The sequence below is a fragment of the Streptomyces sp. NPDC004266 genome, from assembly GCF_042874095.1.
GTDB lineage: Bacteria > Actinomycetota > Actinomycetes > Streptomycetales > Streptomycetaceae > Streptomyces.
Genome location: NZ_JBIAMM010000008.1, coordinates 49,109 through 62,601, shown reverse-complemented (window position 1 = coordinate 62,601; position 13,493 = coordinate 49,109). Strand labels below are relative to the sequence as shown.

The following is a 13,493-nucleotide window of genomic DNA, read 5'->3' as shown; positions in this document are numbered from 1 at the left end:
GGAACGGCGAGTGGAAGGGGACATCCCGTGCCATCGGCTCGGCCGGGGGGCGAGGAGATCCACGGCCCGTTCTGGTCCGAGCCGGGGACGCTGCTCGAGCGCGTGCCCGTGGCCGTCTTCGGCCTCGATGAGGGGGACCTCGTCTGTTACTGGGGGCCCGGCGCGCGGGACCTCTTCGGATATGACGCCACCGCCGTCCTGTCGAAGCCCGGCGCCGTTCTCTTCGCCGACGGCCCCCCGGGCGCCCCCGATCCGTGTTCCCGGCTGACCGAGCGAGGCCGGACCCAGGGTTACTGGAGGGGACGGCTGCCGGCCCGGCATCGTGACCGCACCGTCTTCGACTGCGGCTTCCGGGCCTTCTCCGTGACCGGATCCGGCGGACCCTCGGTGGTGATGGTCCTGGCGAGCCGTAGTGACGAGCTCGATCGGGTCAAGACCAACCTCGCCTTCCTCGACGCCCTCTTCGAGACGTGCCCCATCGGTCTGGTCATGCTCGACCAGGACCTCCGTTACGTCCACCTCAACCAGGCGCTCGCCGACATGGACGGTCTGCCGATCGAGGCCCACCTCGGGCGGCGCATGGACGAAATCATGATCATGTCCGACGGCGGCGAGTACCGGCGCATGCTCCGCGGCGTCGCCCTGGGCGGGGCACCGGTCGTGGGGACCCTGGTGGGCATGCGTCCGCGGGGGCATCCGGACCGTGACCAGGTGCGGTCGGTGAGTTTCTTCCCCCTGAGCCAGGCGGTCGGCTCGCGCCCCGGAGTGGGCGGGCTGATGCTGGACGTGACCGACCGGGAACAGGCCATCCTGGAAGCCACCGCCAGCCGTCGACGGCTGGCCCTGCTGGACGGGGCCTCCACCCGCATCGGGACCACCCTGGACGTGAACGTCACCGCCCAGGAGCTGGTCGACGCTTCGATGCCGGACTTCTGCGACGGCGCCGTGGTCGAAGTCGTGGAGTGGAAGGACGAGGCAGAGGACTTCGACCCGGCGCGACCGCTGTTCACCCGCAGGATCGCCTCCGGGACGATCCTGCCCCCTCCGGCCACCGAACTCGTGAGCGGGGTGGAGACGGTGCGGTATCCGCCCGGCTCCGTCATCCACGACATGCTGAGGACCGGTCGCGCCATCTCCGCCGTGGTGAACGAGGAGCTCCTGGCCCGGACCGTCCTCATCGAGTCACGCTCACGGCTCTTCGCCGAGAGCGGGTTGGCCTGCGTCCTCGTCGCCCCGCTCATCGCCAGGGGTACGGTCCAGGGAATCGCCATGTTCGGCCGGTCCACGGGCCGGCCGGCCTTCACCCGGGACGATGTCAGCCTGGCCGGTGAGCTCGCCTCACGGGCTGCGATCTGCCTGGACAACGCCCGTCTGTACAGCCGCGTCCAGGACATCGCCCTCACCCTGCAGCGGGCGCTGTTGCCCAGCGCGTTGGCGACCAGCCCGTACGTGGACGTGGCCCACCGGTACGTACCCGGCAGTCGGATCACCGAGGTCGGCGGAGACTGGTACGACGTGATCAGCCTGTCCGACGGCCGAGTCGCGCTCGTGGTGGGCGACGTGATGGGGCACGGTGTGTCGGCCGCCGCAGCCATGGGCCGCCTTCGTATCACCACCAAGGCTCTGGCCAGGCACGACAGCGAGCCCGACGACCTCCTCACCGAGCTCGACGCATGCGCCCAGGAGGCCGGCATCGAGCTGGCGACGTGCCTGTACATCGTCTACGACCCGAAAAGCGGAGGAGCCCGCATCGCCAGCGCCGGCCACCCCCCGCCCCTGGTGCTCCGGCCGGACGGCACGGTGGAGACCATCGACGACGTCCTGGGAATCCCTCTCGGCGTCGGCGGCTGTCCTTTCCGGACGATCGAGATCGAACTCCCCGGGAACGCGAGTCTCGCCCTGTACACCGACGGCCTCATCGAGACACGAGGCGCGGACCTCGAGGCCGGTCTGAAGGCATTGCGCGCCGAACTGGGCGGGGCCCCGGGCCCGTTGGAAGCAACGGCGGACCGCGTCCTCGCGAGCCTGCTGCCCGCCCCGCCGGCCGACGACGCGGTTCTGGTCCTCGCCCGCGTCCGCCGCGCCCGTTGAGGAGGCGTCGGGTCTGGTGTGGCTTGGCAGCTCCAGGGTGCTGGACCGCGTATGGTCCGGATCTTGGTGCGGGACGGTGGCGATGCAGGGGGTGCCGAGCAGTGTGGTGCCGTGTCCGACAAGTTTGCCGACGTCCTGGACGAAGCACGCGGCGAGCCGGCGACCTACCCGCCTCTCTTGGTCCTCCACTTCGTCGAGCGGCGGTTTGCGGTGGAGTCTGTCGGCGGGCAGGCAAGCCGAAGAAGCTCGTAGGTCCTGCCAAGCCCGCGGGGGACCGTCTGCTGCCCGTGGGACCTCTCCATGAGGGGCCAAGGGTGGGTGCTCCGCGCTCGCGCCGCACTCGTGGCTGCGCAGGCCGACCTGATCCAGGACGAGGTCGGCGGCTGCGCGTCATCTGATCGTCTGTTGCTGTGAGTCGTTGACCGACGCCCAGTGGGAAGCATCGAGCCGCTGTCGCCGGACCGGCGCCTCGATGGGTGGGCGGTGGCGCGATCACCGGCAGGCGATCGATGCGATCGCTTCAAGCACCGCACCGGACCACCGTGCGCACAGGGCGAGCGCACTCCGCCCTGGTGGGCCGTCAGGCCCCATGCCCCCCCGGATCCCGACAGGAGGGGCTTGCATGTGGCGGAGCGTCACCGCAGCGCCTGGCGCCGGGATCTCGACCCAGAGGGCCCCTCGTTCGCGTGGCGGTTTGACGCCATGGCGGCTTGCCGCCCGCTCCAGCACTTACCGGAGGGGTGGATTCCCGTTTGGATCATCCCCATGACACCGATACCCAGACCCCGGTCGGCGCTGACGGCGACCGCTCTCGCCGTAGCTGTAGGCGGCGGGCTGCTGTTCCCCTCGTACACGGCGACGGCCGGAGCCCCCGGGGCATCACAGGGACCCGCCTCCACCGAAGCGCAGATGTATGACATGACCCTGATCACCGGTGACGTCGTGCACCATCGGGAGCTCCCGGGTGGTGACGACGTCGTGACCGTCGACCGCCCTGACGGGGCCACAGGCGGAGTGCACATCCAGCGCTACGGTGAGGACACGTACGTCCTGCCCTCCGAGGTGCTGCCGCTGCTGGCCGCCGACCGGTTGGACGCACGTCTTTTCAACGTCACCCGTCTCGCCGAGATGCAGCTGGACGACACGCACGCGAACGCCATTCCGGTCATCGCCACCGCTTCGAGGCCCGGTTACGCACGATCGGCCGCCGCTCCGCGCGGTTCCGTGAAGGTCCGCACCCTCGAGTCGATCAACGCGACGGCCCTCAAGACGGACAAGCACCGGGCTCGCGCCTTCTGGGACGCCATCACGCCCGCGACGGCCGACGCGCGCTCCCTCGACGGGGGGATCGGCAAACTCTGGTTGGACGGCCGGGTGAAGGCCGACCTCCGTGAGTCGGTGCCGCAGACGGGCGCCCCCTCCGCCTGGGCGAAGGGCTTCGACGGCACGGGCACCACGGTCGCCGTCCTGGACAGCGGAATCGATGCGACGCATCCGGACGTCAAGGACCGGATCGTCGGTACGAAGAGTTTCATCCCGGGTGAAGAGGTGACCGACCGGCACGGGCACGGCACCCATGTCGCCTCCACCGTCCTCGGTTCCGGCGCGGCCTCGGGCGGGGTCAACAAGGGTGTCGCTCCCGGCGCCGAACTGCTGGTGGGAAAGGTCCTTTCGGACAGCGGCCACGGATCCGAATCGGGCATCGTCGAGGGCATGGAATGGGCGAAGGCGCAAGGCGCCGACGTCGTCTCGATGAGTCTGGGCACGCAGGTCGGCGATGACGGCAACACCCCGGAGGCCCTGGCCCTCAACGCCCTGTCGGCCGATGGCGGACCGCTCTTCGTGGTCGCCGCCGGAAACCTGTCCTCGCCCGGTGCCATCGGCTCCCCGGGCTCCGCGGCCGCGGCCCTGACCGTGGCCGCGGTCGACAAGTCCGACCGCCGTGCCTCCTTCTCCAGTCAGGGACCGCTGACCGGTTCCTACTCCCTGAAGCCCGACATCTCCGCGCCCGGCGTGGCGATCAACGCCGCCGCGTCGCAGGCGGTGCCGGGCTGGACCGGGGGCATGTACCGTTCGATGAACGGCACCTCCATGGCCACCCCGCACGTGGCGGGCGCCGCCGCCATCCTCAAGCAGCGTCACCCCGACTGGGACGGTCAGCGGATCAAGAACGCGCTGATGTCCGCGTCCAAGAAGCTCGACGCCTACAGCCCGTACGCGATGGGGACGGGTCGGCTCGACGTCGCCAAGGCCGTGGACACCGCGATCGAGGCGACCGGTTCGGTCCCGGCGGCGGTCTACAAGTGGCCCCACGCAGGGGCCGCTGCCGCGGAGCGCACCATCACGTACCGCAACACCGGTCCTGCCGCGGTCACCCTGAACCTGGCCCTGGACACCCGGGACGCGGCCTACTCCCTCGCCGCGTCCTCCGTCACCGTCCCGGCCGGCGGTACGGCCGACGTCGAGCTGACCCTGGACCCGACCGCGGTCCCCGCGGACACGGTCTTCTCCGGTCAGGTCATCGCCACCGACGCGGCCACCGGGGCGGTCGCCGCCCACACGGGCTTCGCCCTCACCAAGGAGCGTGAACTGTACGACTTCACCCTGGAGCTGAAGGACCGTCAAGGACGGCCCGCCGCCGGCACCGTCTCCCTGACGTACGACGGCAACCGCTCCCCGATCCAGGTGGCCGTCGACGGCCGGCGCACGCTGCGGCTGCCCAAGGGCACCTACATGGCGTGGACCTATCTGAGCGTCGCGGGAGACCGCCCCGACTCTCTGGGGACGGCGTTCCTCGCCGAGCCCGAGGCGGTGGTGGACGGGCCGACGACGGTGACCCTCGACGCCGGCAAGGCACACGAGGCGAGCGTCCGGGCGCCGAAGGAGTCCGAGGTCTCGCAGACCGTCCTCGATTTTCACCGCATGTTCCCGAACGGCACGGGCACCGGCGGTGTGGGCTTCGACAGCCAGTTCGTGATGCTGCCCTCCTACGACACGGTCTACCTCGGGTCGACCGATCCGGTCTCCAGCGGCGAGTTCAGTTACATGACGCGCTGGCGTCTGCGTGAGGAGTTCCTCGACGCGGAGACCGGCAGCGGCCACGACGTGGAGCTGACCGGCCAGAACGGCACGCGCTTCCAGGACGGTCGCAGCCGGTTGACGACCGTCTACGTGGGCAGGGGCGCGGCCCGCGACTACGCCGGGATCGACGTCCGGGGCAAGGCCGTCATCGCGGACCGCAGCGACGAGGTCAGCGCCGCGACACGCGGCCACAACGCGGCGGCGGCGGGCGCGCTGATGATCATCAGCGTGAACGACACCCGCGGCCGGCTCTATGAGAGCTACGGCGACCAGGAGATCACCTCGGCCTCCGTGCGCGCCGAGGAGGGAGCACGGCTGATCGCCGAGGCGAAGGGCGGCCGGGGAATCCTGAAGGTGGAGCAGAAGCGCTTCGCCGACTACCTCTTCGACCTGGCACGCGTCTACAAGGACGCGATCCCCGACACCGCGCTGGCCTACCGGCCCACCGAGGACGAGCTCGCCAAGGTCACCAGCCGTTACCACGGCGACAAGGACGTGCTGGGCGGCGGCATCCGCGTCTACGTCCCCGTCCGCGAGATCGGGCGCGGCCGGGGAGTGGGACTCACCGAGTACGAGAAGTACCCGGACGTACGGACCGAGTACGTCTCTCCGCCGTACGATGACGGCTTCTGGTACGAGAACCACCGCATCGGCGCCGGCGAGACGCCCGGCATCGAGCAGCGGGGCGACAAGGACCGTTTCCGCGCGGACCGTGCCTACACCGGCAACTGGTTCGCTCCCGTGCAGCATCCCCGCTTCGGCCCCGGATTCGTCAGCACCGTCACGGACACCCGAGGTATCCAGGTCAACGTTCCGATGTGGTCGGACTCGGGCCCCGGACACTCGGGCTCGATGCCCGGCGACGAGTACGACGCCGGCACCATCGCCCTCTTCGACGGCGAGCGTCTGGTCAAGCAGGCTCCCGGACGGGCGTTCTCGGCGGCTCTGCCGCCCGAGACCAGGCCCTACCGAATCGTGGCCCGGGCCTCGCGCGACGGTGAACTGTGGCGGACCTCCACCAAGGTCTCGACCGAGTACGGGTTCACCTATCACCCGAACGCCGCTGACGACTACTCCCAGCACGGTCTCAAGCTGCTGAACCTGTCTTTCGACGTCCCCGTCGACCTGCGGGGCGACGCGCCGGCAGGACGCACGCTGACCCTCGGCCTGGGAGCGGAGACGCAAGGCTGGTTCGACGGCGAACGGTTCAAGGGTGACGCCGCCACTCTGTCGGCGTCCTACGACGACGGTCGGACCTGGCAGCAGATCCCCCTCGAGAAGCAGGCGGACGGCCGCTGGACCGCCCGGCTCACCACGCCCGACCGCCCGGGGGCGTTCGTCTCCCTGCGCGCTTCCGCCCAGGGGCCGGACCGACTGAGCGTCCACCAGGAAGTGATCCGCGCCTTCAGCCTGAAGTGACGGCGCCCAGGGTCCGTCCTGGACAGGAAGAAACATGATCATCCCCTGAGGGCAGGGGCTCCCGCGAACCGACTTCGCACCTCGCGGGAGCCCCTCGCGGGAGCCCCTCTCGGCGAGCCCGGTCTTCCGTGGAAGGACGCCGCTCCACCACGCGCCGGCGGCGCCTTCGTGGTCGTCGGCCCGGTCGCACCGCCCCACCCGACGACGGCAGGCTGCGCCGCCTCTTCGCCCGCTCTCTGACGGAAGGCCTGAAAGCTGAACGACGAACCGCGTCCTTCCAGGCGGGGACACACCGCCTCGGCCCCGGCGGACGTCTCCCTGCTCTCCCTGCTCGGCCTCGGCCCTGCGGAGGACGCCGTCTACCGACGGCTCGTCGACCGGCCGGACAGCGAACCCGCCGCCTTCACCGGGCCGCTGACTCCGCATGAGGTCACCCGCGCGCTCGACATGCTCGTGGAACGGGGCCTGGCCAGTGCCCGAATCGGGCCGTACGGGACCGCACCGCGCTACCGCGCGGCCTCCCCGCTCCTCGCTCTCGGCCCGCTCGTCGAGGCCCGCCGCGGCGCCCTCCACCAGGTCGAGGGCCTCGTCGCCGAGTTGTCCGAACGGCACCGGGCGGCCCAGGCCCGCGCCTCCGGCGCTCCCGTCGAGGTGCTGTCCGGCGCCGCCGCGATCCGGCGCCGACTTCTCGCGATGGGGCGGGAGGCACAGCACGAGGTCTGCTCACTGGTCCCCACCCGCAGCGTGCCCGTCGCGCTCTCCGCCGAGGAGGGCCTCGACGAGGTCGAGCGCGACTCCATGGCACGCGGCGTGCTGCTGCGCTCGGTCCTGGAGCGCGGCTGGTTCGACCGGCCGGAGACCGCCGCCGCCGTCACCCTGCTCGCCGAACAGGGGCAGAGCGTCACCGTCACCGACCGGGTGCCGATCAAGATGATCATCGCGGACCGGCGCACGGCGATGCTGCCGCTCGACCCCCGGCGCGAGGAGACCGAACCGATCGCGCTCGTCGTGCACCGCAGCGGCCTGCTCACCGCGCTCCAGTCCCTCTTCGAGCAGTGCTACGCCCAGGCCACTCCGCTACGGATGGGTGCCGGAGAGGCGCACCCTGCCGACGCCCTCCTCGACAGAGTCGACCGCGACATCCTCGCGCTGCTCCACATCGGCCTCACCGACGTCACCATAGCCCGCCAACTTGGCCTCGGACACCGCACCGTGCAGCGCAGGATCCGGGCTCTGATGGCACGGGCGAACGCGACCACCCGCTTCCAGCTCGGCGGGTACGCGGCGACGGCCGGCTGGCTCGACGAGAGCTCCGGCCGAGACGTAAGTACGCCTGGGCCACTTTGCGCCACCAGTGATCCCTTGTAGCGGGCACCTCGCGTGGCAAACCATCGACCCACCGATCACGTGGGGCTCCTGAACTCCACGTTTCCGCATGTGTTGGGGAGGACGTTGTGGCAATGAGACCGATACGCCGGGCCGTGGCTGCGTCAGTGGTGGCCGCCGCCACCGGTTCCGCGCTGCTGACGGGGCCCGCCTGGGCCGCCGACGAGGTGCCCGGGACCGTCGCGACGACCGGCACGCCGGTCCCGGTGGCGCCGCTCATGACCCAGGGCCTGGACGACAAGGTCCGGAGCGGAACACCCGCCCAGGCCGCCCGCGCCCACATCGCGGACCACGAGGACACCTACAAGGTGCCCGTGTCCGATCTGAAGACGGCCCGCATCACCAAGGACGGCGACCAGTCCACCGTCCGATTCCGCCAGGAGCACGACGGCGTCCCGGTGTTCGGCGCCGAGTACGCGGTGCAGACGCAGCCGGCCGACGACGGCAGCCGGATCACCTCCGCGACCGGCACCCTCTACACGAACCTCACCGTCTCCACGACCCCCCAGGTCGACCAGGACACCGCGCAACGCCGCCTGTTCCTGCTCGACGCGAACCTGCGCGGTGTCGAGGGCGCCAGGACCGCCACACACGGCCTGACCGTGCTGCCCGACGCCCGAGGAGGCCGACTGGCCTGGCACTTCACCGTCACCGGCGTCAAGAAGGACGGCAGTCCGGTCCGCCAGGAGGCGTACGTCGACGCCCGCGTCGGCGGCCTCGCCCTCTCCTACAACAACGTCGACGCCGCCGATGCCGCGCCCGCGCAGGCCACCGGTGTCCGCGTCGACGGCCACGAGACGCGGCTGGAGGCCGACAAGGCGGCCGACGGCTCGCACACACTCGTCGACTCCACCCGAGCCATGTACCCCGTCACCGGCGGTCAGATCCGCACCTACGACGCCCGGCGCAAGGGCTACCTCGACGTCGCCGGCGGCCCGGTCACCGACGACGTCCCGCTGGTGCGGTCCGCCACCGACCGCTTCGACGGCGCCAACACCGCCTCCGGAGCCGTCGACGCCCACCTCAACGCCGCCAAGGTCTACGAGTTCTACAAGAACGAGATCGGCCGCGACGGCGTCGACGGCAAGGGCGGCACGATCTACTCCGTCGTCAACGTCGCCAACAACGGCAAGGACTACGCCAACGCCTTCTGGGACGGCACCAAGATGGTGTACGGCCACATGAACGGCGTACCGCTGTCCGTGGGCCTGGACGTCGTCGGCCACGAGATGACGCACGGCGTCACCGAGCACAGCGCGGGCCTCGTCTACCTCAACCAGTCAGGTGCCCTCAACGAGGCGATCTCCGACTACTTCGGCAACGCCATGGAGACCGCCGACAAGGGCATCGCCATGGACGACCCCACCTCCGGGCTCGTCGGCGAACACCTGTGCAACGGCACCAAGCCGCTGGACGAGTGCGCGCTGCGCGACCTCAATGACGGCCGCAACGCCCAGAAGGACTACGAGCCGATCCCGCTCGACATCGACAACGGCGGGGTCCACTACAACTCCACCATCGTCGGCGGCGCCCTCTGGGACATGCGCAAGTCGATCGACACCGAGCTCGCCGACCGGATCGTCTACCGCGCGGCGCAGAACTACCTCACCCCGCTGTCCGGCTTCACCGAGATGCGCACCGCGATCACGCTGGCCGCCAAGTCCCTGAAGGTCTCCGACGGCGACCAGGCGAAGATCGCCGCCGCCTTCGACGCGCACGGCATCGAGGACGGCTGGGAGCGCAAGGGCGGCACACACGACGGCACCACCCTCGGCGCCGACGTCCTGCCCGCCTACGAGGTGTACGGCGGCGTCGACGAACAGGCCGCTCAGATCAGCGGAGACGTCTACGCCATCGCCCACGGCGACGCCGTCGCCTGGGACCGTGGATCGGCCGCGTTCGGCATCACCGTCGGCCGGTTCAGCAAGCAGGACGGCAAGTCCGACCACGAACTCGCCCAGGACGACGCCTACCTGCTCGACCCCTCGCTCGACAGGGACCGGATCGTCTTCACCCGGGTCGCCGCCGACGGCGTCGGCATCTACGGCGCGGCCGACAAGGGCCAGGGCGAGATCAAGAAGATCGTCGACACCCCCGGCGCCGACGAGACCGAGCCCGTGACCGAGGCCGGAGCCCTGGCCTACATCTCCACCACCGCCGACGGCGAGCAGGACGTCATGCTCCGCGAGGCCGACGGAACCACGGTGAACGTGACGCCCGAGCCCGGCACCCGGGCCGCCCGCCTGGCCATGAGGAACGGCACGATCGCGTGGGCCGGCGGCGCCGACGGAACCTACGGGACGGTCTACGACATCGCCACCGGCAAGAAGCAGGCCAAGCGCATGGCGGGCTTCCTGTTCGGCCAGATCACCGACGTCCAGCTCACCTCGGACCGGATCTTCTGGCGCAACACCCAGGCGTTCGTCTTCCGCAGCGACTCGGTCGAGACGGCGCCGGTCGCAGACCTGACGCAGACCAAGAAGCTGAAGGCGCCGACGTCCATGTACATCGGCCAGTTCTCGGTCACCGACGACTACTTCGCGTACTCGACGACCGACTTCTGGGGCGGCTTCGGCAGCTGGTCCGGCCCCTGGAAGATCAAGGTCGCGCCGACCGCCGACGTCGTGAACGGAACCGCCGCGTACCAGCGCGTCTCCTGCTCCTCCGGTACGCAGATGGCACCCTCCCTCGGTGACGGCCAGCGCGCCGTCTGGGTGGACACCACGGGCGCCGCGTCGGACGTGGTGACCCGCGCGACGTTCGCCGCCACCTGCGAGAGCCAGGTGTCTTGATCACGAGCGTGGTGAACGCCGACTGGTCTTGACCATGGCGAAGACCTCCGGTGCGGTGAAGATGTCCGGGCTTCACCGCGCACGGGGGTCTTCGTGCCGCAGGGCGACGCCCGGCTGATCACGCACGGCGGTCGTGGGAAGCCTGGCGACTTCAATGCATGAACGATGCGACTTGTCGGTGCGCCGTGCTTGCCGAACGCTGGGGCGTAGGGTGAGGCGCCTGCGCCCCGGGGCCCGGGTCGGCCTCTGTCTGCGTTTTCGGGTGGAGAGGAGAAGGAAGCCATGGCGACGTCCTGCCGCGGTCCCGAGGGCCCACCCGTGCACCGGGAGGAGCGTGACGCGGCGCCGCGACCGGCGTCGGCGGCCGGTCCCCAGCCGTCTTCCGGCAGCATCTTCCGCCAGCGGTGGACCGACCTGGTGTTCGTGCACTGGGAGGTGTCGCCTGACGCCGTCGCCGGCCTGTTTCCCCCGGGAACGCGGCCGGATGTGCTCGACGGGAAGACCTACGTGGGCCTCGTCTTCTTCGGCATGAGGGATCTCCGTCTGTCGCGCGGTCCCGTCCTGCCCTTCGCGGGCCGGTTCGAGGAGATCAATGTACGCCTCTACAGCGTCGATGCCGCCGGCCGGCGCGGGGTGGTGTTCCTGAGCCTGGACTGCAACCGTCTGCTTCCCGTCATCGCCGCGAACGGAGTGTTCGGGCTTCCCTACCGCTGGGCGTCCGCCCGCTGCGGCCGCTTCGAAGAGAGGATCCTCTACGCCGTTCGACGCAAGGGCCGGCAGCGTCCTCGCTCCCGCCTCTGGGCTGCGGTCGAGGGCGAGGAGCGCAGCCCGGACGCGCGGGAGAACTTCCTGACCGCCAGATGGGGTCTCCACGCCCGGGCCTGGGGGCGGACGTTCTACTGGCCGCTCTACCACGAGCCATGGCGCTTCAAGGACGCGGCGCTGCTCCTGCTGGAGGACGAACTCGTGCAGGCCGCCACGGGTCTGACGGTAGCCGCGTCCTCACCGGCGAGCCTGCTGTACTCGCAAGGCCTGTCTGTACGCTTCGGCCGCCCGTTCCGGATCTGTTAGGCGACCGCGAGTCTGTGCTCCTCCAGGTTCCACACCTCGTGGCCCCGCAAGAGCTGAGCCCGGGCCGGTACACCGATCGATGTCGACGTCGCCGCACGCGATGCGTTCTCCGCCGGTCGTCGCCGCGACCCGGCGGAGTACCGCATCCCAGGCGATCGCCGTCCGCTGCTGAGCACTGCGCGGTGCCGGGATCCTTCTTGCAGTGCGGCAGGTGCCTGCAAACACCGGCACCTCATATGCCTGGCGGGGAGCGGGCGCCCTCAGGGGGACGCCGCGGTACGTGCCGATCAGTCGGTGTGGTCTTTGGAATACGTCCCGCACCTGGTTCGGCCCCGCCTGATGCCGGTCAAGGTCACCATGGCTTCGATCCCGCACGCACAGCGGCAGCGCCACCGGTCGGTGGTCTTGCCGGGGTAGGTCTCCAGGGGCTCGAACCCGGCTCGGCGGACCTCGGCAGCAGCCTTCGCCGGATCGGTCCGGCCGCCGGCCCGACTTCCCTCCAGGCACCCGACTTCACTTGCCAGAAGAGCTCAAGCGCCTCGGAGAAGTAGCTGCAACAAAGGGTCTTCGTCCGCTGGTGGTGCAGCCGATGAACCCGCGCTGACCAGCGAGATCGGCCCCGGCTCGGCGGCGGGTCAGATCCAGCCGCGGCGTGCCGCGACGACACCGGCCTGGAAGCGGTTCACCGCGCCCAGAAGGTCGTGGAGGCGGCTCATGCGCCGGCGCATGGTGCGGACCGACCAGCCGAGCTGGCGGGCTATGGCCTCGTCCTTGAGGCCGCTGACCAGCAGGGTGAGCACCAGACGGTCCTCCTCGCCGAGCGGGTCCTGGGCGGGGGCGTCGAGCGGCAGGGCCTGTTTCCAGCACAGTTCCCAGTAGTCGGTGAGGGCGTCCAGCAGCGTGGAGGGGCGGATGACCGCAGCGCGCACGCCATCGAGGTCCAGGGAGAGGGGCATCAGCGCCAGTCGGCGGTCCGCGATGGCCAGTTTGATCCGCAGGCCCGGCATCACCCGGGCCTGCTCGCCACGGCTCACGAGTCCCCGAATGTCCTCGAGCACCCCCGGCCACTCCAGCGCCTCGGGGGCGTAGACCGCGCGGTAGCGCACCCCGCGCCCCAGCGCGTTGCTCTCCACCGGGTTGGACGTGGTCAGCGCGTACGGCGGCCGATCCAGTGTCATGACGTCCTCGCGCGCCTCCTGTTGGAGGCGGACGAACCAGCGGCCGAGCGCCTCGCGGCCGGTGGTGATCTCCACCTCGTCCTCCCCGGCGGTGCCGGCCTGGGCCGCCGCGAACAGGCGGGACAGCTCGCTCGCCGCCGAACGGACCCGGTCCAACTCCGCGGTCCTGGCTCGTACCAGTGACTCGACCGCGGCTCCCGGCTCGATCGCCGCGTACCGGCGTCGGACGCCCGCGAGCCGCCCGACCAGGCCGTGGTCGTGCAGTCGGTCCAGCGCCCTGGCGACGCGGAGAGGGGAGCAGCCGAGGTCGGCGGCGAGCTCGGCCGGGGCCGCCGTACGCCGGGTCAACACAGCCCGGTAGACGCTCTCGTCGAACGGATCGATGCCTGCCGCGGTGAGCTCGTTCGTCATGTGCGGATCCTGGCCCACTTGTGCCAAGTGCAGCAATGGGCCGCCAAGATCCGTTGTACGGAGC

Annotated in this window: 6 protein-coding genes; 5 read left to right on the top strand and 1 reads right to left on the bottom strand. The window is 70.6% G+C overall.

The annotated features are described in order from the left end of the window. Positions 1–27 precede the first annotated feature (27 nt). The 5 genes from ACFYUZ_RS20285 (at position 28) to ACFYUZ_RS20265 (ending at position 11,840) form a co-directional block, all read left to right on the top strand. Positions 28–2,091 (top strand): SpoIIE family protein phosphatase, encoded by a 2,064-nt coding sequence (locus ACFYUZ_RS20285; protein ID WP_389311113.1) that lies wholly within the window; start codon positions 28–30, stop codon positions 2,089–2,091. Between the two features lie 918 nt (positions 2,092–3,009). After that, entirely contained in the window at positions 3,010–6,591 is a 3,582-nt protein-coding gene (locus ACFYUZ_RS20280) for a S8 family serine peptidase (RefSeq protein WP_389311111.1), read from the top strand. A 447-nt stretch (positions 6,592–7,038) separates the two neighbouring features. Beyond that, on the top strand, positions 7,039–7,959 hold the full coding sequence (locus ACFYUZ_RS20275) for a helix-turn-helix transcriptional regulator (RefSeq protein ID WP_389311109.1): 921 nt from the start codon (positions 7,039–7,041) through the stop codon (positions 7,957–7,959). Positions 7,960–8,072: 113 nt separating this feature from the next. After that, the gene (locus tag ACFYUZ_RS20270; RefSeq protein WP_389311107.1) at positions 8,073–10,769 is read left to right on the top strand and encodes a M4 family metallopeptidase; all 2,697 of its coding nucleotides are present in this window, start codon (positions 8,073–8,075) and stop codon (positions 10,767–10,769) included. Between the two features lie 282 nt (positions 10,770–11,051). After that, positions 11,052–11,840 carry a YqjF family protein gene (locus ACFYUZ_RS20265; protein ID WP_389311105.1) on the top strand — a complete coding sequence of 263 codons (789 nt, stop codon included), beginning with the start codon at positions 11,052–11,054 and terminating at the stop codon, positions 11,838–11,840. Positions 11,841–12,475: 635 nt separating this feature from the next. On the opposite strand, the gene ACFYUZ_RS20260 is transcribed toward ACFYUZ_RS20265, so the two are convergent. Beyond that, complete coding sequence (locus ACFYUZ_RS20260) at positions 12,476–13,429, bottom strand: helix-turn-helix domain-containing protein (protein WP_389311103.1); 954 nt, start codon at positions 13,427–13,429, stop codon at positions 12,476–12,478. Positions 13,430–13,493 lie beyond the last annotated feature (64 nt).

What these genes read in the sequence shown, in the direction of transcription:
- ACFYUZ_RS20280 (WP_389311111.1), top strand. Translation starts at nt 3,010, where the DNA reads ATGACCCTGATCACCGGTGACGTCGTGCACCATCGGGAGCTCCCGGGT.
- ACFYUZ_RS20275 (WP_389311109.1), top strand. Translation starts at nt 7,039, where the DNA reads ATGCTCGTGGAACGGGGCCTGGCCAGTGCCCGAATCGGGCCGTACGGG.
- ACFYUZ_RS20265 (WP_389311105.1), top strand. Translation starts at nt 11,052, where the DNA reads ATGGCGACGTCCTGCCGCGGTCCCGAGGGCCCACCCGTGCACCGGGAG.
- ACFYUZ_RS20260 (WP_389311103.1), bottom strand. Translation starts at nt 13,429, where the DNA reads ATGACGAACGAGCTCACCGCGGCAGGCATCGATCCGTTCGACGAGAGC.